Annotated in this window: 22 protein-coding genes and 1 tRNA gene; 16 read left to right on the forward strand and 7 right to left on the reverse strand. The window is 37.6% G+C overall.

The window, feature by feature from the left end:
* The first annotated feature begins 128 nt into the window (after positions 1-128).
* Both BM327_RS13565 and BM327_RS13575 read left to right on the forward strand, forming a co-directional pair.
* Positions 129-1,385 (forward strand): hemolysin family protein, encoded by a 1,257-nt coding sequence (locus BM327_RS13565; RefSeq protein WP_090251661.1) that lies wholly within the window; start codon positions 129-131, stop codon positions 1,383-1,385.
* Between the two features lie 537 nt (positions 1,386-1,922).
* Positions 1,923-4,103, forward strand: coding sequence for a peptidylprolyl isomerase (locus BM327_RS13575; protein ID WP_090251671.1), 2,181 nt, complete (start codon positions 1,923-1,925; stop codon positions 4,101-4,103).
* Between the two features lie 355 nt (positions 4,104-4,458).
* Here the strand turns inward: BM327_RS13575 and rlmN are convergent, their stop codons facing one another.
* The gene (rlmN, locus tag BM327_RS13580) at positions 4,459-5,529 is read right to left on the reverse strand and encodes a dual-specificity RNA methyltransferase RlmN (protein ID WP_090251674.1); all 1,071 of its coding nucleotides are present in this window, start codon (positions 5,527-5,529) and stop codon (positions 4,459-4,461) included.
* A 112-nt stretch (positions 5,530-5,641) separates the two neighbouring features.
* Positions 5,642-7,501, reverse strand: a complete 1,860-nt coding sequence (locus BM327_RS13585; protein WP_139230387.1) for an LTA synthase family protein — start codon at positions 7,499-7,501, stop codon at positions 5,642-5,644.
* A 283-nt stretch (positions 7,502-7,784) separates the two neighbouring features.
* Here BM327_RS13585 and BM327_RS13590 point away from each other — a divergent pair, with 283 nt between their 5' ends.
* From BM327_RS13590 to BM327_RS13640, 11 genes are all read left to right on the forward strand, one after another.
* A complete protein-coding gene (locus BM327_RS13590; RefSeq protein ID WP_090251685.1) occupies positions 7,785-8,171 on the forward strand; it encodes a DUF983 domain-containing protein in 387 nt (128 codons plus the stop codon).
* Positions 8,172-8,173: 2 nt separating this feature from the next.
* Positions 8,174-8,473: a thioredoxin gene (gene trxA, locus BM327_RS13595; protein WP_090251689.1), complete on the forward strand. Its 300-nt coding sequence runs from the start codon at positions 8,174-8,176 to the stop codon at positions 8,471-8,473.
* Between the two features lie 292 nt (positions 8,474-8,765).
* On the forward strand, positions 8,766-9,155 hold the full coding sequence (locus BM327_RS13600) for a ribonuclease P protein component (RefSeq protein WP_139230388.1): 390 nt from the start codon (positions 8,766-8,768) through the stop codon (positions 9,153-9,155).
* A gap of 4 nt (positions 9,156-9,159) precedes the next feature.
* Entirely contained in the window at positions 9,160-10,797 is a 1,638-nt protein-coding gene (locus BM327_RS13605) for a S41 family peptidase (protein WP_090251696.1), read from the forward strand.
* Between the two features lie 113 nt (positions 10,798-10,910).
* Positions 10,911-12,374: an O-antigen ligase family protein gene (locus tag BM327_RS13610; RefSeq protein WP_170853768.1), complete on the forward strand. Its 1,464-nt coding sequence runs from the start codon at positions 10,911-10,913 to the stop codon at positions 12,372-12,374.
* 93 nt (positions 12,375-12,467) lie between these two features.
* Entirely contained in the window at positions 12,468-13,373 is a 906-nt protein-coding gene (locus BM327_RS13615) for an N-acetylmuramoyl-L-alanine amidase (protein ID WP_090251704.1), read from the forward strand.
* A 62-nt stretch (positions 13,374-13,435) separates the two neighbouring features.
* Positions 13,436-13,882, forward strand: a complete 447-nt coding sequence (locus BM327_RS13620) for a single-stranded DNA-binding protein (protein WP_090251707.1) — start codon at positions 13,436-13,438, stop codon at positions 13,880-13,882.
* A 115-nt stretch (positions 13,883-13,997) separates the two neighbouring features.
* A tRNA-Asn gene (locus BM327_RS13625) sits at positions 13,998-14,071 on the forward strand.
* A gap of 164 nt (positions 14,072-14,235) precedes the next feature.
* Positions 14,236-15,402, forward strand: coding sequence for a hypothetical protein (locus BM327_RS13630; protein ID WP_090251710.1), 1,167 nt, complete (start codon positions 14,236-14,238; stop codon positions 15,400-15,402).
* Complete coding sequence (locus tag BM327_RS13635; RefSeq protein ID WP_090251714.1) at positions 15,395-15,955, forward strand: RNA polymerase sigma factor; 561 nt, start codon at positions 15,395-15,397, stop codon at positions 15,953-15,955. The genes BM327_RS13630 and BM327_RS13635 overlap by 8 nt, the downstream gene beginning before the upstream one ends.
* An 11-nt stretch (positions 15,956-15,966) precedes the next feature.
* Positions 15,967-16,587 (forward strand): hypothetical protein, encoded by a 621-nt coding sequence (locus tag BM327_RS13640; RefSeq protein ID WP_139230389.1) that lies wholly within the window; start codon positions 15,967-15,969, stop codon positions 16,585-16,587.
* 58 nt (positions 16,588-16,645) lie between these two features.
* Here BM327_RS13640 and BM327_RS13645 read toward each other — a convergent pair whose 3' ends face one another.
* The 3 genes from BM327_RS13645 to BM327_RS13655 form a co-directional block, all read right to left on the reverse strand.
* Positions 16,646-16,846: a hypothetical protein gene (locus BM327_RS13645; RefSeq protein WP_090251722.1), complete on the reverse strand. Its 201-nt coding sequence runs from the start codon at positions 16,844-16,846 to the stop codon at positions 16,646-16,648.
* Positions 16,847-16,912: 66 nt separating this feature from the next.
* Positions 16,913-17,533, reverse strand: coding sequence for an HAD family hydrolase (locus tag BM327_RS13650; RefSeq protein WP_090251730.1), 621 nt, complete (start codon positions 17,531-17,533; stop codon positions 16,913-16,915).
* A 21-nt stretch (positions 17,534-17,554) separates the two neighbouring features.
* The gene (locus BM327_RS13655; protein WP_090251734.1) at positions 17,555-17,917 is read right to left on the reverse strand and encodes a diacylglycerol kinase family protein; all 363 of its coding nucleotides are present in this window, start codon (positions 17,915-17,917) and stop codon (positions 17,555-17,557) included.
* Positions 17,918-18,031: 114 nt separating this feature from the next.
* On the opposite strand from BM327_RS13655, the gene BM327_RS13660 reads away from it, so the two are divergent.
* The 3 genes from BM327_RS13660 (at position 18,032) to BM327_RS13670 (ending at position 20,999) form a co-directional block, all read left to right on the forward strand.
* Complete coding sequence (locus tag BM327_RS13660) at positions 18,032-18,739, forward strand: hypothetical protein (protein ID WP_090251740.1); 708 nt, start codon at positions 18,032-18,034, stop codon at positions 18,737-18,739.
* 2 nt (positions 18,740-18,741) lie between these two features.
* Entirely contained in the window at positions 18,742-19,380 is a 639-nt protein-coding gene (locus BM327_RS13665; protein WP_090251745.1) for a cation diffusion facilitator family transporter, read from the forward strand.
* 62 nt (positions 19,381-19,442) lie between these two features.
* Positions 19,443-20,999 carry a sensor histidine kinase gene (locus BM327_RS13670; RefSeq protein ID WP_090251750.1) on the forward strand — a complete coding sequence of 519 codons (1,557 nt, stop codon included), beginning with the start codon at positions 19,443-19,445 and terminating at the stop codon, positions 20,997-20,999.
* A 55-nt stretch (positions 21,000-21,054) separates the two neighbouring features.
* Here BM327_RS13670 and BM327_RS13675 read toward each other — a convergent pair whose 3' ends face one another.
* Positions 21,055-22,785, reverse strand: coding sequence for a TonB-dependent receptor (locus BM327_RS13675; RefSeq protein ID WP_139230390.1), 1,731 nt, complete (start codon positions 22,783-22,785; stop codon positions 21,055-21,057).
* Positions 22,760-25,858 carry a tetratricopeptide repeat protein gene (locus BM327_RS13680; RefSeq protein ID WP_090251757.1) on the reverse strand — a complete coding sequence of 1,033 codons (3,099 nt, stop codon included), beginning with the start codon at positions 25,856-25,858 and terminating at the stop codon, positions 22,760-22,762. The genes BM327_RS13675 and BM327_RS13680 overlap by 26 nt, the downstream gene beginning before the upstream one ends.
* Positions 25,859-25,898 lie beyond the last annotated feature (40 nt).

Genomic DNA, 25,898 nt, shown 5'->3' on the forward strand with positions numbered 1-25,898 from the left:
TGGTAGCTTACTGTTGCCATTCGTTTTTTTGTTTTATAGAAGAGATATTTTACGCACCCCGATGTGGATTAAATATTTATAAGGTGAGTTTAAGCTGCCATTAATTTTATTAATTTCGGGTTTTACAGATGGAATCATATACCATATTTTTCATTATTGGAACGCTGATAGCTTCAGCCTTTTTCTCTGGAATGGAGATAGCCTTTGTCTCGGCTAATAAATTGAAAATAGAATTAGACAGAACCAAAGGAAATATAAGCGGTAAAATATTGGGTCGTTTTGTACAATACGATGCCAATTTCATTGCGGCCATGTTATTGGGTAACAATATCGCATTGGTTATTTACGGTATTCAAATGGCCAAACTTATTGAAGCTCCGCTAGAAGCTATGATGGGTGAAAGTGGATGGGTACTTTTAGTTCAAACTATAGTTTCAACGCTTTTAATATTAGTTACAGCTGAGTTTTTACCCAAGGCTATTTTCCAAATCAACCCCAATAGAATCTTAAAATTCGCAGCCATACCTTTGGCCATCATTTATTACCTCTTATTTATTCCTACTCAATTTACCATGCTTTTGAGCAACGGGTTGTTGCGTTTGTTTCGGGTAAAAACAGACAATGGAAGTAATGTTTTTTCTAAGGTTGATTTAGACCATTATGTGCGTGATTTGAACGAACGAATGGAAGATGAAGATGAGCTAGGGAATGAAATGCAGATTCTTCAGAATGCGTTGAATTTTGGAAATGTAAAAGCAAGGGATTGCATGATTCCTCGTACTGAAATTGTTGCTGTTGACGTGGAGGATGATATTCAACATTTGAGTGAATTGTTCATAGAAACGGGCTTGTCTAAAATTTTGATTTACCGCGATAATATTGATAACGTCATAGGATATTCTCACAGTTTTGAATTGTTTAAGCACCCTAAACGCATTAAAGATATTTTAATTCCGATAAGCTTTGTACCTGAGGCAGTTCCAGGAAAGGAGCTCCTTGAGTTGTTTACAAAACAACAGGGAAACATTGCGGTTGTGGTAGATGAGTTTGGAGGAACATCTGGAGTTGTTACCATAGAGGATGTTATAGAGGAAATCTTTGGTGACATTGAAGATGAACACGACGCAGACGAATTATTGGAGGAAAAAATTGATGATTATACCTACAGATTTTCTGCCAGAACGGATATCGATTGGCTGAATGAAAAGTATGACTTCGAGCTTGAAGAATCTGCAGAGTATGAAACCCTAGGAGGTTTGATATTGAACAAAATTGCCTCTATACCGGAAGAAGGAGATGAGGTGGAAACGGACCATTACAAGTTTGTGATTGAAGAAGTTTCTGATCGAAGAATAGAAGTGGTTCGCATAGAGATTAAGGATTAAATTTTGGAAGAGTAAAACACCGTTTTTCTCTTTGATCACTGCAATTTTCTAAATATCCGCTTTGCTGCCGAATACTGATTTCCAAAATTTTTAGATAAGGTACTTCCCTCCATTTTGTGGGTGTTTTATCTCTTTCTTTCAGGTGCTAAACGCAAAAAAAGACCTTTTCGGCAAGATTGCGTATAGTCATAAGTGCACCCATAAAAATCCCCATTTTATTGGCTTAGGGATAGCAACGACAGCCCGCAAAAAGCGCTGTTGTCTGCGTGCCCTTTGGGACTTTGCGACCTCAGAAGCTAAGGCACAAATAGCACAAAGAACACCGCTTTTGAGGACTAAAGTGTATAGCCCGTAGAAGCCCCAAAATCTTGTTCTGCACACATAAAAGATTTTTCTTAGTTACTCATAATGAAGGGCTAACCGTATGCGGGAGCTATAATTTAACAGGTTTCCGTGAAAACTCTAAAATACTGTGGGTAGTAGCTTTCATTTATAAATTCATATCATTATATTCGCAACCTTATAGAAAAAGAACAAATGGCTTTAATTGGACAAATTCGCGAGAAATCGTGGTTATTATTAGTAGTGGTAGGTGTGGCTATGTTGGCCTTCATTTTACCTTGGGACCAAATTTTTAACGGGTCTGCTAGTCGTGGTGAAAACATTGGGATTGGTACCGTTAATGGTGAGAGAGTTGATGCTAATGCTTATGAGCAATACAAAAACAATATTGCTCAAAATATGTTCAATAGTAAAAGGCAACAAGACCCTAACGCTAGTTTAACTGAAAACGATTTAAAAAATGCAGAAAATCAGGCTTGGAATGCGTTGGTAGGTAAAATGCTTACTATTGAACAGTACGAAGAGTTAGGATTAGTAGTTTCTCCTTATGAATTGGACGGTATTATGTATGGAAGAAGTGGTTTTGAACCTTCTCCGTTAATTCGTCAGGTAGCGGTAGATTCAAATGGTATGTTTAACTCGGCAAGAGCTCAACAAATTTTGGATCAGTTGCAAATGGAGGATCCTGCAAGATACCAAGCGGTAGTTGAAGAAATCAAATTCACTCGTTTGAATGAGAAATACATGTCTATGTTATCTTACGGTGTGAAGGCAACGAGCTTGGAAGCAAAAGAAGATTACGAAGCAGGTAAAACGGTAAAAAATGTTTCTTTCATTTTTAAGCGTTACAGCGAAATACCATCTAACGAAGTTGAAGTTTCTGACGAAGAGTTGAAGGCTTACTACGCAGAGCACAAAAACGACAAGAAATATGAGCAACAAGGAATGCGTAAGGTATCTTACTTCTCTGTTCCTGTAACTCCATCTGAAGACGATACGATTTCTGCATTGAACAGCATGGTTCAATTGAAGAATTCTTTCGAAAATGCAGAGAATGATACTTTGTTTGTACAACAATACATGCAAACACCTGAGGTGAGCACAGTGAAGTTTTACCCAGAGGATTCTTACTTGAATCCACAACAGATGCAACAAACGTATCCTGCAGAAATGACCAACTTAAATGTGGGTGATGTAGTAGGGCCAATTAGTACTGCGACCTTTATCGGTGTTGCAAAGGTGAAAGAGATAGAAGAGCAAAAACAAGCACACGTTCGTCATATTTTGATTTCTGCAAACAAGAGTGATGAGGATGCATATGCTGCTGCAAAAATTAAGGCAGATAGTATTGCAAACGTGATCAGGACACAAAACAACTACGTAGAAATGGAAGCTCAATTCAATGAGGATCCAGGAGGGAAAATGAACCACGGTGTTTACAAAAACTTCCCAGAAGGAGTTATGGTTACTGAGTTTAATGATTTTGCATTTAACGAGCCTGTTGGAACAATTGGTGTTGTAGGTACAACTTACGGTTACCACGTTGTTGAAGTAATGGGACGTAGAACGGTTCCTGTTTACGGAATGTTTGCAGTGAATAGACCGGTTACCGTTACATCGAAAACAGTTTCTACGAGAAAAACAGAAGCAAGAAGCATGATCAGTGAAATCAACAGAGTTATTGCTAAGTTCCCAGTTGAAGAAAGAACTGCAGCTTTTGATTCTATGGTGAGATCATTAGGGTACACTTCTCGTTTAGCGAATATTTTAGACAAATCTCCACAAGTTTCTGCATTAGGAACACAAGGAGAAGGGCAACTTATTAAGTTCGTTTACAAAGAAGGAAATGAGCCAGGAATGATGAATCCTTTCCCTGTTAAAGACAACGATAAATACGTAATTGCATACTACGGTGAAAGACAAGAAGAAGGGATTGCTCCTTTCGAAGCTGTAAAAGAGAGAATGCGTTACGAAATTGTTAAAGAGAAACAAGCTGAAATGTTGATGGCTGAATTCGAAGGTAAGACTGACTTAGATGTAGCTGCGCAAGAATTAGGATTGAAAATAGAACAGCAAGGAATTACATTTGATGCTACAAGTGTAACAGGTGCTGGAAACGCTCCAATCTTCGTAGGTACTGTATTCTCAGGATTGCAAGATGGTCAAACAACAGTTGCATTCGAAGGTAAATCAGGAGTATTTATGGTTAGAGTGGACAACACAGTGCCAGCACCAGAAACTACTGACTTCTCTACAGAAAGAAAAAGTTTACAAGAAACAAACAGAAGTAACATTACTTCTAGATTCCAAAACGCTTTGATTCAAAAAGCTGATGTTGTGGATAATAGAAAATTGAATGCTTTAGGTTTGAGATAGACTTCAAAAGATAATTGTAAAGATTCCCTTGCCCGTTTGGGTGAGGGAATTTTTTTGCAGTTTATTTGGGTGAGTTGTATGACTCTCCGCTTTTCTGCCGAGTGATTATTTTTCAGAATGTGGAGGTTAAGAAATATGCTGTTTTATTGAGGTAGTTATATGAAAGAAAGATGCTAACAAAGGTGAACGACTACCATTCGGCAGCATTGCGGATATTCATAAAAGGTATAGAAAGATCAATCTAAAACACTACCCTTCCGTGATAGGTATTCACAAATAATCCAAGAAAAATTAGGGTGATCAACCAGGAAAACTACTTTGTCTAAAAGTCTAAAAGTCTAAAAGTCTAAAAGATCTATTTAAGCACTCTTTCCTTCAATTCTATGGCCTTGTTTTTATTGGCTAACTGACCACAAGCGGCATCTATATCCTTACCACGAGAACGTCTGATATTCACAATTAAATTGCGTTCTTCCAGGAATGCGGCAAAGGCGTCAACTTTTGCGCGAGGAGCTTGTTGAAATTCACCATCATCTATAGGGTTATACTCGATGATGTTTATTTTACAGGGAACATTCTTACAGAATTCAGCCAACTCTTGTGCATCTTCCAAGGCATCGTTAAAATCTTTAAAGATGATGTATTCAAAGGTGATTCTAGTTCCGGTTTTGCTGTAGAAATATTTTAATGCATCTGCTAATACGTCCAAGTTGTTCGTATCGTTGATCTCCATAATTCTACTTCGTTTTTTATCGTTTGCAGCATGCAGAGAAAGCGCTAAGTTGAATTTAACTTCGTCATCCCCCAGCTTTTTAATCATCTTGGCAATTCCGGCTGTGGAAACGGTAATACGTTTCGGTGACATACCCAAACCTTCTTCAGAGGTGATTATTTCTGTACTGCGAAGCATGTTTTTATAGTTCAACAAAGGCTCACCCATACCCATGTATACGATGTTTGTTAAACTCTTGTTGTAACGTTGCTCAGCTTGGTTTTTTAGGTAAACTACTTGGTCTACAATCTCACCAGCCGATAAATTCTTCATGAGTTTAAGTCGACCAGTTGCACAGAATTTACACGCTAAACTACATCCTACTTGAGAAGAAATACAGGCAGTCGTTCTTGAGGCAGTTGGAATTAATACTCCCTCAATCACTTGTTTTTCTCCTGCGTGGAAAGCACATTTTATTGTTTTATCACTCGATATTTGCTGATCGTCTAAAACAATAGCATCAATGAAAAACAATTCTTCTAATTGCTCACGTAATTTCACACTTAGATTGCTCATCTCCTCAAAACTATGTGCGTTTTTCTTCCAAAGCCATTCGTAAACTTGTTTCGCTCTAAAAGCTTTTTCGCCCATACCTGTGAATTGATTTTTTAATTCAGCAAGTGTTAAATTTCTGATGTTTGTTTTCTGTGCCATAGTAAAATTCCGCTGCAAAGGTCGCTAATTTTTTAACGTAAACAAAGAAGGTAGGGGTTGTGCAGCTTTGAAATCTATTTCTGATCAGCAAATGACACTTTCTATTCAGATATTAACGCGTTTCAAAGTCTTCCAGCAAGGCGTTAATTAAGGCGTAGGAATTGAGTTTTCCCTCTTCGGAAATATCATTTAAATGTTCCTTTTGTGTGTCGAAAGAATAAGCGTAATTTCCCTCGTTGGATAAATAACCATAGCCCATTCTCAATGTATGTAGGGCAAAAGGATGTATGGTCGTATCCATTAAATCTTTACTCCAAGGGTAGCGGTCTGTTGCCATTCCCATTTGATTTAAAAGTGTTTTTGCAAAATCGGATTGAGAACCTATGATGTTGTTTTTTGTTCCCCTATAAGCTTCTTGAATTACTTCTCCATAAAAGAGAAGAGGTATTCTAAAGAAGTTAATATCACTTGGGTTGCGGTAATGGGGAGCAGCATGACCGTGATCGGCCATAAAAACGAACAAAGTGTTCTCATACCAACTTTGCTTTTTAGCCTTGGCCATAAATGCACCCAATGCTTCATCTGAATAAATTAGGGCGTTCATAAAATCTTCTTCCTCACCTTCGAAATTGTTTTGCTTCGGAGAGGGTTGATCAAAGGGGGAGTGCGTACTTCCTGTAAAAGCACAGTGGAAAAAGGGTTGCGGACTCGCATTTATTTCCGCCAATAAGAAGTCGTACAAATCCGCATCGTAATAGTTGAGTTTTCCACGTTTTTGAATACCGCTCGGAAAATCCAATTCATCTTTTACTGCATCAAATCCGTGATTTAACAAGTAACCTCCAATGTTTCCGTATTTTAAATCACCACTAAATAGGTAAGAACTGTAGTAGCCTTTTTGTTTTAAATCCTGGTTTAAGGACGGTAGAGATCTACTTTTGTCAGATTGCATGGTAACGCTTATTTCTGGCAGAGCTGGGTATCCACTTAGTGTGCTAGAATTCCCAATTTCTGAGGTCCAACCACAAGAATAGATGTTGTCAAATAAATAGCCCTCTTGTGCCAATGCATCAAAATTGGGGGTGGTATTTTTTAGGTCACTCGTTGCGCTTACTGCATTGGCACTCCAACTTTCGAGGAGAATGAGTACGATATTTACATCCTTCTTTTTTAAGAATATATTTTGATGTTCACCCGTTGCAGCGTAAAGCATTTTAACGCGTTGCTCTGTTTCAGCCTCCGCCATTTCGGGGTAGAGATTACCTATACTTCCCCTTCTGAATAAAAGAAAATCTTTACTTGAGAAATAGGTAGAATTAACAGCGATATCATTCACAACATAGTTGTTGGAAAACATGGCCGAATTAATATTGATGGGAATGGGTTGTAAACCTCCGCGCAAACCAACAAATGAAACTCCAAAGGCAAGAGCACTGGCCAGGTGATAACTCCAATTGTGTTTTGTTGTTGTTTGCTGAAAAAACTGGTGTTGGAAAAAGAACTTCCACACGAGATAAGCCCATGTAAATTCTAAGAGTAGAAATAGTGCGAAAAAAATAAAGTGTTTGAACTCTGCCGTTCTAGCAACTTCGTCGGGGTTGCTTAAATGAGTGAAAATCCTAGAACTTAATTTATGGTTCCACTCTTCATAGATGTTGAGCTCGCCACAATGTATCAATACACTATAGACTAGGGTTAAAAGGAAAAGAATTCGAAAGAAAAGATGTCCAAATCGTGGGAGTATGGTTTTTAAAGGAAGGTAGACTAAAAGTGGTAGTAGAAGTAAGGATGCCGTTGCGAAATCTAATCGTATGGCGTGATAAAATATCCCAAAAATATCGGTAACCCCTGTGTTTTCTAGTTTATCTGAATAAAATAGAAGGAATAATATGCGTTGAAAAAGGAAAAGCAAAAACCAAAAAGCATAAAGCTTTAAGTAGCTTTTACCATATGTCCATACAGATTTTATCACCCGGCAAATTTAATTTTTTTTTAAGAGTAGATAACCTCTATGTAAAGTGGGCCGATTTAGAGATAGAACTTTCAATCCTTACTACTTTATTCTTTATGATAGAGATGCTAGTTATGGGAATTCTGTGCTATTTATTGTCTAAATAAACCGTTGTCTATTCCCAAGATTAGCTGTTATTTAGACCTTGAATAAATAATAGGTTTGCGTAACAAAAGTTGCAGATATAATGCGTGTTTAGTCTTATATTTGTTGAGCAAACAAAAGGATCATAAATAAAAACACAATGGGGTTAAAAGGCACTAAATTGTACAGCATCTTTAAAGGAAAATGTCCTGTTTGTCATGAAGGAAAAGTCTTCTCGTCTAAATCGGTATACAGTTTCAAGAAGTTTGATAAAATGGAGGAGAGATGTTCGCACTGTGGACACAAATACGAAATGGAAACAGGTTTCTTTTATGGAGCAATGTATGTCGCTTACGCCGTGAGCGTGGCATTTTCTGTTGCGGCTTTTGTGAGTACGTATTTACTCTTCCCAGAAACACCGTATTGGGCATATATAATAATTGTAGTGGCAACCCTTGTTGGTTTGGCGCCGGTTACTTTTAGAGCGGGGCGACTCATTTGGATTAATTTGTTTAGCACTTATGATTCATCAAAAGCAAAAAAATAAAAATGGAAAGTTTTAAGGAAATAGTAAAAGGAGAGGTACCTGTTTTGGTAGATTTTCATGCTACATGGTGCGGTCCTTGCCAAACCATGCATCCTGTGGTAGACGATGTAAAGAATGAATTTGGAAAAGATTTACGTGTATTGAAAATAGACGTAGATAAAAACCAGGCCTTGGCGGCGAAATATAAAATTAGAGGCGTACCTAGTTTCATCGTTTTTAAAGAAGGAGAAATTGCTTGGCGCGGAAGTGGGGTAATGACAAGAGCTGATTTAAGTTCTATTATTAAACAATCATTGAAATAAAGACCTGGAGTCATATTTCTAAAACATAAAAAAAGGAGGTTCTTTTACGGGACCTCCTTTTTGCTGTACTAACTATAAACTATTACTTTAACTATTTAACAAGTTCTTGGTTTAGAAACTGAATGTAAGTACTCAAATCTGTACTTAGCATCAATTCAATGGCTTTGGATTTCTTAACTGTTTTCATGTGTTTTTTGTTGCTTGTTTAGCCTATTTCAAAAGCTGTGCCAAAAAATATTCAGGGAATCTCATAGACGTTTTTGTAAGCGAGTACTTCTGTTATCTTTGTAATATGAATCAAGGATTTGGAAAGGAGTATAAACTGTGCAGTCGAAAAATTATCGACGCCTTGTTTAATGAGGGTGAAGGAATCAAATCTTATCCTTTCATGATACGATATCAAATTACTTCCTTGCCAAAAGAAATTCCTTTTCAAATCGTTATAACAGCTCCCAAACGTAATTTTAAACGTGCCGTGGATAGAAACAGAATCAAGCGTTTGATGCGAGAGGTGTTTCGTAAAAACAGGCACCAACTTGAAGAGCGTTTGCAAAAGAGCAATCAGCAATTGGCCCTGTTTATTATGTATACAGGTAGAGAAATGCCAGATTACTCCTTAATAGAATTAAAATTACAGAAGGCTTTGTTGAAATTGAATGAAGCCCTACAGATAGAAAATTAAGCACATGAGAAAGTTCTTATTCTTGTTAATCACCGTGTTGAGTATACACACTACTCAAGCCCAAAGCAATAGTTTCGAAGTCATTAAATCCATGGAGCTCATGGACCTTATTTACATGAACCTAGAAAAGTATTATGTAGATGAACCCAATACAGGTGAGCTTTCTAAAACTTCTATAGACGCTATGTTGCGTGCCTTGGATCCTTACACCGTTTATTACCACGAAGCCAACATAGAAGATTATAGAATGATGAACACTGGCCAGTATGGTGGTATAGGTGCTACCATCAGAAAGGTAAATGAATACACTATAATTACTGAACCTTATGAAGGAAATCCTGCGCACAAAGCCGGACTCCAAGCAGGTGATATCATTCTTTCCATAGATGGAAGAGATATGAAGGATAGAAGTTCTGAAGAAGTATCGAATGCTTTGAAGGGACTCAAAGGCTCTGAGGTCATTGTGAAGTATAAACGTCCAAATGTTGGAGAAGGAGAAGCCAAAATTATTCGAGATGAAATTAAACTACCAGATGTTCCCTATGCAGGGATGCTGGAAAATAAGGTGGGTTATATAGCCTTAAATTCTTTCACCCAGACAGCGAGCGCCAATGTTACAAAAGCCTTTCAATCCTTAAAACAAGAAGGAATGGAATCCTTGGTTTTGGATTTGAGAAACAATGGGGGTGGACTTCTAATGGAGGCCGTGAAGATCGTTAATATGTTCGTGCCGAAAGGGCAGGTGGTTGTTTCTACCAAATCGAGGGTAAAAGAAGAAAACAGAATATACACTACCCAACAAGAACCTTTGGATTTAGAAATCCCCATCGTTGTACTGATTAATGAAGGATCTGCTTCTGCATCAGAAATCGTGAGTGGAACTTTACAAGATTTAGACAGAGCTGTTGTGGTAGGAAGAACTTCCTTTGGTAAAGGTTTGGTGCAAAGAACGGTAGATTTGAAATACGGTTCAAAAATGAAATTAACCATAGCCAAATACTACACGCCTTCTGGAAGATGTGTTCAGAAGTTGGATTATTCTCACAAAGTTGGAGGAAAAGTAGAAGAAGTTCCAGACTCGCTTTTACAAGTTTTCTATACCAAAAATGGGAGAGAAGTAATAGACGGTAGAGGAATAGAACCAGATATTAGCGTTGAAAGTGAAAACATGAGTAGACTGGCCGCCATGCTTATCACAAAAAATATCATTTTCGACTATGCAACTTTGTATAAATTCAAACACGATAGCATAGCTGCGCCAGGCGAGTTTGTGTTGAGTGACAAAGAGTATAACGATTTTATTGAATACGCTTTGGGTAAAGAGTTTTCATACAGCACAGCTTCTGAAGAGCAAATGAAAGAGGTAATGGATATTGCTAAAGAAGAAGGTTACTTCCAATCTGCAGAAAAAGAATTCGAAGCCTTGTTGGCAGCTTTGAAACCTTCCAAAAAGGAAGATATGTTGCGTTTTAAAAAGCAAATTAAGGAAATGGTGCAAAATGAAATAGTAGGACGCTACTACTATCAAGAAGGTAGAGTTTTAAATAGTTTTATTAGTGATCAGAGTTTGGCAAAGGCGGTGGAAGTATTAAATAATGAGAAGTTATACAATTCTACCCTACAAGTTAACGTTAAGAAATAAAAGAAACTACTCTACTTATGCTCGACAAGCTTTTTGGCTATCGTGTCCATACTTTAATTCATCAGCTGTGTTTTTTCGCACTGTGTGTAGGACTTCCTCTTAACAAGGTGGTGTTGTCGCTTGCTACAATGTTGTGTTTTCTCAACATACTTTTAGAAGCACACTTTGCCACTTACCTAAAAAATATACGCAAGAATAAAATTGTAGCATTAACCCTTCTGTTTTTTGGCTTTCACTTTCTGGGGTTAATCTACACCTCTAATTTTGATTATGCCTTTCACGATTTACGCGTAAAACTTCCGCTTTTTGTTTTACCCTTCGTGTATGCTGCACGCCCCTTGCAAGTAAAAGAAGTAAAGCATGGTTTTCTTCTCTTTCTGTTGAGTTTATTGGTTACCACGGGTATCAATTTCTATAATTATCATCAAAAAATTAGCGAAGGCATTTTCTTAGATATTCGTGAAATGTCTTTGTTTGGATCGCACATACGCTTTGCCTTGTTGGTGGTTTTTGGCGCTGCTATCACTTTAATTTACACGGTTAAAAGAACGAAGTTATACTGGTTGTTTGCCCTTCTTTTCGCATGGTTTTCTTACTATACCCTGTACAGTCAAGTGTTAAGCGGTGTGGTAGCCTATGCATGTTTAATGGCTGCTTTATTTCTTTACGCAATAGCTCAATTAAAGATAAAAAGTTTAAAGTGGAGTTTATGGATAATGTTTGTAGGTTCCCTTTTAACTGTAGGAATAGCTATGGTTCAATTTCTATGGCCAGAAAATGAGGATTACATTTATGGTGAGCTCGATTATGCGAGTGCAGAAGGAACCATCTATTACCACGATACGCTCTCTACATTTTTCGAAAACGGCGAACCTATTATGATTTACATCGCCGAGGAAGAAATGCGCCGCGAATGGAACAAAAGGTCAACCATTCCTTACGACAGTTTAGACAGAAAAAAACAGCATGTAAAATATACGCTTTGGAGGTATTTAACTTCTAAAAAGCAAAGAAAAGATGCACAAGGTATCGCCCAGTTAACCGATGAAGACATAGACTTTATTGAACAAGGCATTACCAGTTTGGAAGCTCAAAACGGAGGTTTACAAAACCGACTCAACGGGTTGAAAACACAGTTTCAAACCTATGCGGCAAATGGAAATCCAAATGGTCATTCACTCCTACAGCGTTTAGAGCACTGGTCGGCTGCAGTTTACATTATTAAAAACAACCCCTATTTTGGTGTAGGAACCGGTGATGTACAAGATGCCTTCAATGATGCTTATGATCACTTAGATTCTAAGTTAGATGAACACCATAGAAACAGGGCCCACAATCAATTCTTAACAACCTGGATTACCTTTGGTTTGCCCGGTATGATACTTTTCTTGGCAATATGGATAGTCTTTCTAAAAGGTGCATTGCGCAACAAGCATATCTTAGCTCTTGCTTTTGGTATAATTGCGCTGGCTAGCTTTTTACCGGAAGATACCATAGAAACACAACAAGGAGTTACATTTATAGCTTTATTCTTAGCGGTATTCTCTACCCAGTTTCATCAAAAAACTGAAGCTTAAGCTTTTTACACATTGGGTTCTTGACAATCTTCTCCCACGCCGGGTTTAAGACATGTAGATTTTAACTTATTTTGATAGTTAAAACGTTTAACAATGAAATTTTTCTTTCTCGCACTAACACTTTGCTTAAACCTATTTGCTTTTGGTAAGGATAAAGTGATCGTGGTTATTGATCCAGGACATGGTGGTTCAGATCCAGGTCATTTGTCGCACGATAAAGCTTTAAAACCTGAAAAGGATCTCAATTTAAGTATAGCTTTAAAGTTTGGGAAGTACATCGAAGAAAACTTAATCAACGTTGAAGTTCATTATACGCGTAAAACAGATATTTACCCTTCACTCGATGAGCGTGTGGATATGGCCAACGAACTAAATGCAGATTACTTCATTTCTGTTCACTGTAATGGAAGTGCAAAAAGTACGGTGTATGGAACGGAATCTCATGTACACAACTGGGGATCTAAAAAAGCTGTTCGTTTGGCTACAGAGTTTGAAAATCAATTTGAGAATAGAGCCAAGCGTAGAAGTAGAGGTGTTAAAACAGGTGAGGATAGGGGTCATTCTGTACAGGTATTGAAATATACCAAAATGACCAGTGTTTTGGTTGAGTGCGGCTTTGTTACCAATACATCAGAGGCCAATTATTTGAACTCAGTTTACGGTCAAGAAATTATTGCTTCGGCACTTTACCGTGGTTTTAGAGATTTTATTCAACGCGAACATAAGGACATAGACTTTATCAATACAGAAAAAGAATTATCTCAAAGTGGAGAAGTATATAAGATACAAATCATGTCGAGCATAGACCCCGTTGAAACAGATATCGCAGAGTTTAAAAAATTAGGTGTAACTGTAGAACGCATAAAGGTAGAATCGAAAAGCATGTATAAATACAAGTATTACGTAGGTAAATTTTCAAATAAAAAGGAGTGTAAAGCCTTGCTCAAAAAAGTCAAGGAAAATGGCTTCCCCGACGCTTATATTGTTAAATTTGAGTAGCAATGCAATTTGCATACAAGAAGATACCACAACACATACACATTTAAATACACAAAAAATACATGGCTACGGTTTTTGAGACACGACTCATAGGAAACATAGGTAAAGACGCAACGGTAAGGAACATGGAACGAGGAGTAATCGCCATCAACTTTCCGGTAGCACACAATAAAAACTGGAGAGATAAACGTACGGGAGAATCTAAAACAAAAACAACTTGGGTAAACTGTACGATTTGGAAAAAGGAAGGAGCTAACCTGAGAATATTAGACTTCCTTAAGAAAGGGGCTTTGGTAGAATTGGTAGGAACACCCTTTCCGAAAGCTTACTTGCAAGACGATAATTCCATTAAAACAGAAATAAGATTGAACGTTTCTAAAACGAATATTTTGCGTCCGAGTAAGGACCAAGGTATGCCTTCTGATGATGATTTCAGCATGGAAGACTCCGAAAATGATTTAGGGACTGGAGGTTTTGAAGATTTCACCCTAAATGAGGAAGATTTTTAAAGAATTGATATTCAATATTTAATAAAAAACTTTGAAATTTTTTTAATTTTTTTTGCGCAAAAGCATTGCAGTTCTCTAAAGAATGCATATCTTTGTCCCCGCAAACGAAGCACACTCCTCCTTAGCTCAGTTGGTTAGAGCATCTGACTGTTAATCAGAGGGTCCTTGGTTCGAGCCCAAGAGGAGGAGCAAAAAGCACTTAGAAATAAGTGCTTTTTTTTTGCTTTATACTTTTGTGAAAACAATAGGTTTTATTTCAATCCCAACTCAAACCCTCCCCACCTTTTAACATTTCTTTCAACTTTCTGGCGAACGTTTTCTCGTCTATTGTGTAATACGGGAAAACATCATCCATGAAAAAATTAATGATTTTAAGTCTTGTGCTAATTTCTCAATGTGGAATACTGCACGCACAAGCAACGAAGGCAGAAGAAATTTATTCGTTTACACGCGTAATCAATTCTTACAAGTGGTATGTTACCCAACACGAGCTTTGGGCCAAGGAAGTTAAGAAGGATAAGAAAGATGAAGAGGCGTGGACCAATTATTATGCAGCCACGCGCTATGCGGGTCGTAGAGCGGAGACTGAAGAAATAAGGTTGGAGTGGGTAGAAAAAGAGGAAGATGTACTGGCTCAAGTGGCCAAGAACATCCCCAATACCTTTGCTTATTATTACATTATGTCATGGGCGAAACCCGTCTATGCAGCGCAAAACCCAGAGGAGAGAAAAGAGTTTATCGATAACGTACTTAAGGCTCATCAAATCCAACCAGAAAACAGTGAGGTGTATCCCGAACTCATGAACATTTATGAAGTCTATGCATATAACCCAACGCAATTAGAGGAGATTTCTAAGTTGTGGAAGAAAAGCGCTCACTTTACTCCGGCCACTTTTTTACTCGCACATAATATGTTGAATGGAGCACAAAAAGATGCCATTATTTTAACGGCTGGAGATAACGATACCTATCCTTTATGGGTGGCGCAACACGCCGATAATGTGAGAAAAGATTTGACCGTACTCAATGTGTATTTAGCACAAATAGAGAGTTACCGTAAACGAATTTTCAAAAAATTAAATATTCCAGAACTGGTAGGAGAAAACAAATCTTTCGAGGAGATTATCCAACATATCATTGAGCATAAAGGACAGAAAACATTGTATTTTACCTCAAGGAGTTTATTCAATGATCAAGAGGATTTACTCGAACAAGTTTACAATGTAGGATTGCTTTACCAGTACAGTGAAGAAGAACTCGATAATGTTTCCATCCTTGTGCACAATTTCGAAGAGGTATTTTACACGGATTTATTGATGCATAATTATTATACAAGCGAATGGGAAGATTTGGACTTGAGAATGAATAACATGTACGTTCCGGGTTTAGTGCACCTCTATAAGTATTATCAACTCATCAATAAAACAGAAAAAGCAGAGGAAACCTTTAAGGTTATTCAGCGCTTAGCGCAACATTTCGACTACTACGAATCGGTGAAAAAACAGTTGGGCATTGAGTAAGTATAAGAACGTTAAAGATGAAGAGCTGATGCATCGCCTTACCCAAGGGGATGAATCGGCATTTAATGAACTTTATGAGCGTTATGCACAACGCATTTTGTTGTTCATGTACAAAATGTTGAAGCAAGATGAGGCCAGAGCTCAAGACTTTACGCAGGATGTTTTTTTGAAAGTAGTGGAAGCTGCAGAAAGTTTTGATCGCTCAAAGAATTTTAAAACTTGGGTGTTTACCATAGCGGCTAATTTGTGCAAAAATCACTTTCGAAAAAATGGCGGTGATGTACGTGAATTTTCATCTTCAACGCAAATCACAAACAATGGAGGTGTAGAAAAGCTGGAGTTAGAGGTAAAACAAAAGGCTTTGCAACAAGAAATCGCTGCTTTACCCTCACCCTTCAGAGAAACTTTTTTGCTGCGCTATCATGAAGAGATGAAGGTGAAGGAAATAGCCAACATTCAAAAAATACCTGAAGGAACGGTGAAGTCACGCCTCAACAAAGCCACACAAATACTCGCCGAAAAAATGCGCGCGTATGCACAAGTTCAATATTAAAAAAAGAAATCATGGATATCCTTAATTTATTAGAAACAAAAAACTTTGAAGATCTAAATACAGCGGAAGTAAACTTTGTGTGCCAACAAATGTCTGCCGATGAATACAAACAACAGCGTGAAATTATTGTAATGACGCAAGGTCTTTTTGCGGAAGATATATCTCAGCCGACTATTGTTCCTTTGCCCCCAAATAAAGCCTTAGCAGCACTAAAGAACAAAAAGAAATCGGGAATTTTACTTCTGTTTCAAAGCAAAATTTCTCTGTGGAAAGCGGCAGCAGTATTTGTTGCCCTGTTGGGTACTTACCATTATTTCATACAAAATTCAAGCACAACGAAAGCCCCCGTATATATCACTGAATATGTAGAAAAAGAAGTCGTGGTGCCCGCAGATCCGGATACAGTAATTAAAGAAGTGGTGGTAGAGGTGCAAAAAGAAAAGTTGGCAAGCACCGAAACTTCTTCTCAACCCTATAAAGTAGGAGAACTTCACCAAATATCTCCCCTGCGTTTAAACATAGAAGAAATGGCTATGCTCAATAACCTAGAAGCTGAAATTCTAGAAATGAAGCAAAAAGATGGGGTTAGGGTGAGTGAGGACAGCATAACCCGTAAAGTTTTGGGGATATAAAAAAACCGTCTAGAAACTAGACGGTTAAATTGTGCTAATTAAACGATATGAAACCTTTCTACCCTTTCTTCCTCATCAAATGGTAGAAAATATAAATGATGGCCACGAATAAAATGAGGTAAATGTAATTACTCCATTCTACTGTTTCCGCAAGGTCAGAAGGTATAGACAAGCTATCAACCGATGCCCAATGAAATTGAGCATTACCCTTAACGGTAGAAATACTGTCGCTATCTATCTGGCCTTCCCATTTATACATACTTCAATTTACGGAGAAGTACTTGTGTTTAAGAAATTGCTTAGACTAATTGAACAAAATATTCGATTAACGTAAGAAATCTAAACGTTCAATAGTTTCGCCATTGGTTAAATGATACCCCATGAGTCCTGCCTCTTTAGCTCCCTCAACGTGTTGGATGGAATCATCTATAAATAAAGTAGTTGCAGGGTTGAGTTGATGAACCTCACAGAGGTGCAAGAAGGTATCCACATCAGGTTTGCGTTTACCCAATTCATTTGAGTAATAAGTCGTATCGAAATAATCTTCTAAGTTCTTTAAACCGTGTTGTTGATGTATGATGGCATGAAAAGCATCTACGTGAATTTCATTGGTATTACTCAATAAAAAGGTAGTATACTTTTCTTTTAAGGCTGCCAAAAGATCCAAACGTTCTTGTGGCAAATCCAACAACATCGCATTCCAAGCTTTCACCACTAAGTTAGGAGAGGTTCCAGCCGGTAAAAAGTCTAACATCTTATTGATAAAATGCTGGGAAGAAATTTGCCCAGTTTCCAGTTTATCAAAAATATCTGTTTGTTTTGCTTGAGAGTAAATAACATCAAAATCATCTATCCCTAAACGCTCAAATGCTTCTTTGGTTAGGTTGTAATCTATATTTAAAATTACTCCTCCTAAATCAAAAATAATGGCATCAAAACCTTTCATCTTTTTTATTTCTAAGTTGTTTTATGGCTCAAATGTAGTGCATAATTCTAGGATATAGGGTATAAAAATGAGCGCGGCAATAACTAAACTAAAAATTGCAGCAACCAAAACCGCACCAGCGGCAACATCCTTTATCCAGGCTATTTCTGCGTTTTGATTGGGTTCTATTTTATCGCAAATCTTCTCTAAAGCACTGTTGAGCATCTCTAATGAAAATACGAGGGCAGAACACAAGAGCACCATGCACCACTCCAATCGGGTTATGTTAAAAGCAAGGGATGCCACAACAAGCAAAAGGAAGAGAAAAAGATGAATTTTGAAATTCTTTTCTGTTGAAAGCATTTTCCTGATGCCCCTAAAACCGTATTTAAATCCTATGTTCATACTTCTTCTTTGGGTCAAAATAGGTAATTATTTATTAATACAATTTAATGCAGGATTAATTGTGGTTTAACCCCTAAAATAAAGGAAGTAGAGACCTTTGTAAAAAATAAACGCATGAAACTCTTCTTAGGACTTACCAGTGTTTTAGTGATATGTGTGATGCTCATGTCCTTGGATAAGCCCAAAGCTACACCTGTTGTAAAAAAGGTGGAGACGGAACGCAACACGGTATTGGATAGATTGGTTGAACTGGGTTCTAAATGTTTGTATTTAGAGAATAAATGGGAGGATTTGGAGACGGAAGAAAAGTTCAACAGACTCCAAGAAGCTAATGCCTTATTTGGAGAGTTTGAATACTTACAACTTTTCATCAAGTCCAAAACGCATGTACACAACGATGCAAAGAGTTTACATAATTATGCCTTGGCGGCCTATGCGAAGGATGAACAATTCTTACATGTAAAAGCCTTACGTAAAACTTTAGATGAAATGTACAAGGAGTTGGTGAAGCTTCATTTTAATGATGCCCAACTTTTTGAAGCCCTCAACTTGGTAACCTTCCAGCTAGACACATGGAATACCCACAGAAAATCAGCGGTGTTAAAAGGCATTACAAAAGCGATGGAACCTTTCAAAGAAGAAGCGAAAATGGAAGAGGAAAGTATGTTGTTTGAACAATTGGAAAACCTTTGCTCTACTGCTGAATTGGTGAAAAGCAAAGATGTGGAAGGCTTGTATATTTTAAGCTTGAAATCGGCCCTTCATGAGATAGAATATTTTGTAAAAAATAGAGAATTAGACGAAACGAATTACAAGGTTTAAAAATGGAAACACAAACATTAACCCAAGAGAAATCAAAAAAGATAATTTCTAAAAAATCGGCTTTACTACTGAGTATTTGCATAACACTTGCTGCTATGGTGGTAGAGTTTGTTTACGGTGTACTTTTAAATAGTGTTATGCTGAAGAGTGATGCCATTCACATGTTGTCTCATGCTTTGGCACTTTTTATTGCCTTGTTTGCACTCATGTACACCAAGAATCTGTCCGAAGAAAAAGCCAAGAAAGTGGAGGCGCTCTCTGCTTTTACCAACGCATTGTTAATCTTTGGTTTTGTGCTATGGATAGTTATTGATGCTGGAATCAAATTCACGCATTTGGAAGAAATGGAAACATCACAACTCCTTTGGGTGGCTGTGTTTGGTTTGGGAGTTAACCTTTTAACAGCGCTTATTTTGGCTTTAGGGGGGATAGAAGATTTGAACACGAAGGGTGCTTTCCTGCACCTCTTGGCAGATACTTTCTCATCTGTGGCTATAATACTCGGTGCTTATTTAACAGAATATTTTCAATGGTATTGGTTAGATCCTGTGTTGTCTTTGGTGATAGCTTTTGTTGTTGCAAAATGGGGAGTGGGTCTAATCAAGGAATCTACTAAAGTGTTGTTGACCGAAAAAGAGTAGTCCGTCCATCCATAGTCGCATTTGTTCTAGAATAATTACATTTAGAATTCGTTACAGAACAAATGAATTTATACTCAAATAAGCAAAAGTGGAAGATCGTATTAATGGTGGTAGCCCTCTGTTTAGTTGGTGCTTCACTTTTTGTGTCTAACCGCATTGTAGGAAAAGTTGCCAAACGTGAACGCGAAAGAGTAACCCAATGGGCCGATGCCATTAAGAAAAGAGCTGAATTGGTGAAATTAACCAATCGTTCTTTTGATGAATTGCGTACCAAAGAACGCAGTGAAATGGAGTTGTGGATAGAAGCAACGAAAGAGGTGAGTCAGAATACAGATTTTGGAAGTACAAAGTCTTATGATTTACCCTTGCGTATCATCAATGCCAACAATAAAATTCCTGTAATTGTATTGGATCAAAAAAAGAGATACAGTCAATCTAGAAATGTATCCTTAAGCAAGGAGCGTTTAGCCGAAGTTTTTCCAGACTTATCCAAAGAGGCTTTAAAGAAGAAGTACGAAGACTCCATGGTGAGCTTGGCCTTAAGCTGGCAGAAAATTAACCCGAGCTTTACGGTAGAAATCTATACGGATTTGTACATGACCTATTACTTTAACGAGAGTTTAAACATTACCCGACTTCAAAACGAAAGGGATTCTTTGATACGTTCTTTTAACGAAGAGTTGATAGATAATACAAGTTTTGTTCCTGTAGTTTTGGTAAATGGAAGTAAAGACAGCATCATAGCGCACAATTTAAAGGCCGAAGATATGGAGGCTTTTGATTTGAAATCTGGATGGAAACCCGAGACTTTTGGGAACGCGCCCATAGAAATATCCTTTGCCGAAGACGAAGTGAACTATGTTTTTTATGATGATTCGCAAGAGTTAAAGCAGTTACAGTATTTTCCGTATATACAGTTCTTAATTATAGGTCTCTTTATTTTCATAGGTTACCTCATCTTTTCAACTTTTAGAAAAGCAGAACAAAACCAAGTATGGGCGGGTATGGCCAAAGAAACGGCCCACCAATTAGGTACACCTTTATCCTCTTTGATGGCATGGATTCAACTCTTAGAAACCATGGATGTTGATCCATCTATTCCTCAAGAAATGAATAAAGATATTAACCGACTTACGCAGGTTACCGATAGGTTCTCTAAAATAGGTTCTGGTGCTAAACTCGAGGAAGGTGATATTGTTGCTACCGTAGAGAATATGGTGAATTATTTGAGGTCTAGAATTAGCAACAAGGTTAAGGTGGAGTTTGAAAGTAGTGAACCCTCCATTTTAATTGCCCACAATGTTTCTTTGTTTGAATGGGTGGTGGAAAACATTTGTAAGAATGCTGTAGACGCCATGGAAGGACGTGGGGAGCTTCATATCAATGTCTTCCAAGAAAAAGGAAAAGTGAACATTGATATTAGTGATACAGGTAAAGGAATGACCTCGAAGGAACAACGCATAGTTTTTCAACCTGGATTTACCACGAAGAAAAGAGGTTGGGGACTCGGTTTGAGTTTGGTAAAACGCATCGTGCAAGATTACCACAAAGGTCGGGTGTATGTGCTGAAGTCGGAAGTAGGTGTAGGTACAACCTTTAGAATAAGTTTAAACATATGAAAAAAGGAGGTCAATACAACGACCTCCTTTTTTATGTATGATTAATTAACCTTGCCTAAAATCTGAATGTAAAACCACCCAATACTTGGAAGCCTTGTACGGGATAGTTGTACCATCTGTTGTAGCGTTGAGCCGCAAAATTATTGAAGTTTACGTAAGCAGAAAAACGCTTGTTGTACCTATATTCAAAGCCTAGGTTGGCATCAACTATAGTACCTAAAGCAACACTGTAAACGCCGTCTTCAACTTTTACATCTTCTATTGTTTCGTCATAAACTAAAGCTCTTCTTCCAGCCTCAGCGCCTACTGTTAGGTTCAATAAGAATTTGTCAAACAAGTTGTATTCTCCACGTAGAATAATCTCTAATTGAGGAAGATTCCATGCGTAAGGGTTGTTTCTTGCTTGGTAAGAATTGAAACGACCGATGGCATCCACTTTCAATTTTTCATTGTGTTGGTAACTCAAAGAAGCCTCCAATTTAGTGATGTTTATTGTATCGTAAATCACCGCAAACTGTGTTTGAGCACTGTAAGTGGTATCGTTTACAAACAAAGCTTTGTTTCTGTTCGAAGAGAAAGATGCAGAAACATTAAAACCTATGCGTTTGCTTAAAGTTCCTTTGATACCAAAGTAAGCGTTCAAAGCTTGAGATTCATTATCTAAACGAATATTAGAGAGTATAAATTCGTTTTGATTACTTAAACTAGAATAAGTGTTTTGCTTTAATTGTCCGTTTAAACCAGCATAAGGAATAAACAAATCGTTGAGCATGCTGTATTTGGCTTCTAACACAGGGTAGAAGTGCGCTTTGGTTTTGTAATGACTGTCTATCGTTACATCAAAACCGGCAGTAGCTCTTAATTTTTTATCCTTGCTGTAGGTAGTAACTGTTGGCTTTAATTGGAAAATCAAATTCGAAGAAACGATACCTGTATCTAAAGGAGTATCTAGAGCGATAACTTTATTTTGTTCTCCGTATTGATAGTTGTTATACTTCACATTAAAAGCCGCATTAAACACTTCATTGTTGAGCTTGTATTTCCAATCTGATGTAATGGTAAAGTTGTTTTCTCTTGCTCTCCATTTAGAAATACTATCGGCATGTTTCTTATCAAAGAAGTTGTAATAGCTCACACCTAAAACATAATTCAACTCTGCAGAATCTTTTTTGTGTGATTCGTACACAGAATTAAATCCAATTTGCTGAAACCTGTTGGCAATGCTGTCTCTGTTGGCATTCGGATTTTGAAAACCATAGTGATGTAGACCTATGTTGTTGTAGTTTATTTGGCCGTACAAACTATATTTTTTCTCGTTGATTTGTCCAAATACTGCAGCTTTTGTTCTATCGTATTGAGAAGGTGCGTAGTTAGACATATCATTGAAAGAGCTAAAGTGTCTGGCTTCAACTCCCCATACATGCTTGCGCGAACGCAGGGAATTGTAGTAAAGTTCTCCCAAAGTAATTAAATCGCTACCTATACCCACCTTTGCATAACCTCTGTATAATTGATCCAATTTCGGGTTAATGTTAACGCGAGCAGGATTAATCTGATCCAAGGTAAAGCTGGTCTCATGCTTCAAAGAGAGTAAGGGATACTCTATGGTTGGAGCAGGGATAATAGAGTCCTTTTTTACAGGTCTATCAGAAATACGGTAAGCCTTCTCAATAGGTCGTTGTCCTTTCGTAGTTAACTGTACGTCTTCTTGCGAAAAGACAAAACTTACTGAGAGGAGTGCTAGTGCTAATACGCTTATTTTATTCATCATTACCTCCTTCGTCATTAATTTCTATGGTCTCAACCCCGCCTTCTTCGATTTGTTTTGGGGTGTTTTGTAATTGTTCAATTTCTGCTGCTATGGCTGCTGCTTCGTCCAAAATTCCATCTTCCTGATTCGGGTAATTTTGAAGAATAACATCAACCGTACTTTTCGCCTGGAATAGTTCATCTGTAGCCATTAAAACATTGGCGTGTAATAACAGTGATTTTGCTATCCAGTAATCGTAAGCTGGTTTACGCTTCAACAAGGCTTTGTGCTCTGCAGTTGATTTTTCATACTCTCCTTGTAAGAAGTAGATCTTTGCAATGGTGTATTGTGCCTCAGATCCTCGCGCGTCTCCTGCGTTTTTCGACAACCATTTTAAGTAAACCAATGCTTCATCATATTCTTCCACTTGGAAAGATGAAAGTCCTACAATGTAGTAAGCTTGTTTTTCTATGTCGTCAGAAACCTGCTTGTCTTGCATTACTTTAAGTCCCGCAACGATAGCGTTCTCGTAATTCTCTAACAAGTAGTTTGTACGCATTAAACCAATACGCGTGTTGTAGATAACTTCTGGGGTAGAAGCAATGTTCTCCAATTTCACGTAGTAAGGCAGCGCGCTTTCATAATCTTTCGAGTTGTAGTAATACTTCGAAGCACGTATCAAGGCCAGTTCTGTGTACGAAGAATAACTGTCGTTGATGATGTCATCATACACCTCCATAGCCAAACGCATGCTGTCTATACTGTAGTAAGAATCTGCCAAGTAGTTTCTTATTTCTACGGCGTATTTACCTTGTGGGAAGTTCTGTATATATCCACTTAAGCCTGGAATGGCATCTTCGTATCTCGACTCGTTGTAGGCAATCACTCCATTCTTGTAGTAAATTTCCTCTTCAGCATCATCAGAGATTTCTGCACAAGGATATTCTATACGCAAGTTTCTTATTTTTTCAATTTGAGAAAGTTGTTCATAAATGGCTACTAATCCTTTCGTTGCCGGCTTACAAACACTCGTATCTCTTGCACTGTACTCGTTTAAAACACGTTTGAAGTAACTTTCAGAAGCGCTGTATTCTTCTTGTTTAAACTTGATGTCACCAATCAAAAGAAGGGCGTCTTTCACCAAAAGGTTACTTGGATAATCTCTGGCCAATTGCTCTGCATAACGCACAGCATCTTTGTAATTCTTAGAACGGTAATAAGCGATAGAAATATCGTAAACGGCTCTTACGGTATACACCGAGTTTTTGTAGTTATTTACGATGTCTAGCAGTGATTTAACAGCATTCTCTCTATCATTTAACCAGCTGTATGCTTTAGCTTGGTAGAAACGAGACTTGTCTTCGGCACCTTGACCTAATTGTATAGAAGCCTCGTAGTTCTGAACGGCTAATTTGTAGTTCTCTCTCCCTCCAATGTAGTAGGTAGCATCACCAATTCTTGCGTAAGCATCGGCCAATTTATTCTTGTTAGCGATGTTACCCAATCCTGTATACGTCCTAAAAGCTACCAAAGCTTGATCGTAATCTTGTTCGTTAAAGTAGGCATAACCTATGTTGTAGTAGGCATCTTGCTTTAAGTTAGAGGTGTAATTACCCGGTATAGAAAGGAAGTTTCTGTACTCTAAGATGGCTTGCTGGTTTTTTCCTTGCAAGTAATAGGCTTCACCTGTCCAGTAAACCGACTCCCCTAAGATATCAGCGTTAATAGGATAGTTTCCCACCTTTTTAAAGGTGGCAATGGCTTCTGGGTAAGCACGTTGCTCTAACAATTCTAACCCTCTGTTGAAGGCTATAATTTGGTATGCAGATTTTAACTTGATATTTAAACTTGGTAAATTCTCCAAAGAAGTTAAAGCTGCTTGGTAATTTTTGGTATTAGAATACACATTCACCAAATATTGGTAAACATCATTTTTACGTTTAGAATTCGGGTATTTGTTTAAGTAGGTTTCAAAGGCAACAATGGCTTGACTGTAAGGGTTGTAATCTAATTTGTACGATAATATAGCACTGTTGTATAAAGCGTCTTCTTGTATCGTTTCGTTGAAATCTAATTCAGAAGCTTTGAAGAAGGCCGTTCTCGCAAAATCTAAATTCTCTAATTTAAGGTAGCACTCACCAGCATGGTACATGGCGGTTTGACCCAATTCATCATCCGTTCTTGCTACGCGTTCAAACTTTTTACTTGCTTTCGAATAGTTCCCCGCTCGGTAATAAGCATAAGCCAATTGGTAATCATCTTCGCGTGTTGTTTGTGCCGATTCATTGTATTTTTCTAAGTAAGGAATAGCTTCATCATATTGTTCCACTTTGTAGTAAGCGTCACCAATAAGATGATTCAAATCTCCTTTGTCTTTGTAGTTTTCGTTAGATCCTATTTCTGGAGCAAGTTCAGTTACCTTGTCGTACTTACCCTGTAGGTAGTAGATTTGAGTAATGTAGTAAGGAACCAAAGCCGCAAAACTTTCATCCTCTTTTAATTTCTCAAAACCTTCTAATGCTACTTGGTATTGTTCTTTTTGGTAAGCAATGTGTGAATAGTAGTAAAGTGCTGGATGCGCGTATTGTGTTACCCCATCCTTAATTTCATAAAAAGCATTTCTTGATTGTTCAAATTTACCTTCTTGAAAACAAGCATAACCTAACTTGAAGTAGTATGCATCCTTATCATCTTCGGCGATGTCATTAACCTTGGTCTTTTCGTACCATTCTATACTTTCAGGATACTTCTTTTTTTGGTAGAAGTAATTTCCGAGTTTGAAGTAAATGTTGTTCTTGTATATAGATTCTGGGTAATCTGTATTGAACTGTATCAATAAATCTACGGCATCATTGTTAAATAATTCAAGAGCTGATAGTCCCTCGTAATACCTTGCCTTGATATAGAAAGGATCATTGGAGTGGTCAGAGAAAGAAAGTATGAAGTCGTGAAAACTTTTCCTTGCTGCGCTGTATTGTTGCTTTTCAAAAAGTTCTTCGGCACTGTAGAACAAAGCATAATCGCTTCTGTAAGCCTCAGTTTGTTGTGCCCACATCGAAAAATTAAGACCTACCACTAGTGCAAGGAGGAATAAAATTCTATAACGCATAGTTTCCTTTTATTTTAATTATGTAAAATTAATAGGGATT

Source organism: Lishizhenia tianjinensis (assembly GCF_900116425.1).
Classification (GTDB): Bacteria; Bacteroidota; Bacteroidia; order Flavobacteriales_D; family Crocinitomicaceae; genus Lishizhenia; species Lishizhenia tianjinensis.

Bases quoted from the DNA above. Each gene is read 5' to 3' on its own strand.
- BM327_RS13565 (WP_090251661.1), top strand. From the start codon at position 129: ATGGAATCATATACCATATTTTTCATTATTGGAACGCTGATAGCTTCA.
- BM327_RS13575 (WP_090251671.1), top strand. From the start codon at position 1,923: ATGGCTTTAATTGGACAAATTCGCGAGAAATCGTGGTTATTATTAGTA.
- rlmN (WP_090251674.1), bottom strand. From the start codon at position 5,529: ATGGCACAGAAAACAAACATCAGAAATTTAACACTTGCTGAATTAAAA.
- BM327_RS13590 (WP_090251685.1), top strand. From the start codon at position 7,785: ATGGGGTTAAAAGGCACTAAATTGTACAGCATCTTTAAAGGAAAATGT.
- trxA (WP_090251689.1), top strand. From the start codon at position 8,174: ATGGAAAGTTTTAAGGAAATAGTAAAAGGAGAGGTACCTGTTTTGGTA.
- BM327_RS13600 (WP_139230388.1), top strand. From the start codon at position 8,766: ATGAATCAAGGATTTGGAAAGGAGTATAAACTGTGCAGTCGAAAAATT.
- BM327_RS13605 (WP_090251696.1), top strand. From the start codon at position 9,160: ATGAGAAAGTTCTTATTCTTGTTAATCACCGTGTTGAGTATACACACT.
- BM327_RS13615 (WP_090251704.1), top strand. From the start codon at position 12,468: ATGAAATTTTTCTTTCTCGCACTAACACTTTGCTTAAACCTATTTGCT.
- BM327_RS13620 (WP_090251707.1), top strand. From the start codon at position 13,436: ATGGCTACGGTTTTTGAGACACGACTCATAGGAAACATAGGTAAAGAC.
- BM327_RS13630 (WP_090251710.1), top strand. From the start codon at position 14,236: ATGAAAAAATTAATGATTTTAAGTCTTGTGCTAATTTCTCAATGTGGA.
- BM327_RS13640 (WP_139230389.1), top strand. From the start codon at position 15,967: ATGGATATCCTTAATTTATTAGAAACAAAAAACTTTGAAGATCTAAAT.
- BM327_RS13645 (WP_090251722.1), bottom strand. From the start codon at position 16,846: ATGTATAAATGGGAAGGCCAGATAGATAGCGACAGTATTTCTACCGTT.
- BM327_RS13650 (WP_090251730.1), bottom strand. From the start codon at position 17,533: ATGAAAGGTTTTGATGCCATTATTTTTGATTTAGGAGGAGTAATTTTA.
- BM327_RS13655 (WP_090251734.1), bottom strand. From the start codon at position 17,917: ATGAACATAGGATTTAAATACGGTTTTAGGGGCATCAGGAAAATGCTT.
- BM327_RS13660 (WP_090251740.1), top strand. From the start codon at position 18,032: ATGAAACTCTTCTTAGGACTTACCAGTGTTTTAGTGATATGTGTGATG.
- BM327_RS13665 (WP_090251745.1), top strand. From the start codon at position 18,742: ATGGAAACACAAACATTAACCCAAGAGAAATCAAAAAAGATAATTTCT.
- BM327_RS13670 (WP_090251750.1), top strand. From the start codon at position 19,443: ATGAATTTATACTCAAATAAGCAAAAGTGGAAGATCGTATTAATGGTG.
- BM327_RS13675 (WP_139230390.1), bottom strand. From the start codon at position 22,785: ATGACGAAGGAGGTAATGATGAATAAAATAAGCGTATTAGCACTAGCA.
- BM327_RS13680 (WP_090251757.1), bottom strand. From the start codon at position 25,858: ATGCGTTATAGAATTTTATTCCTCCTTGCACTAGTGGTAGGTCTTAAT.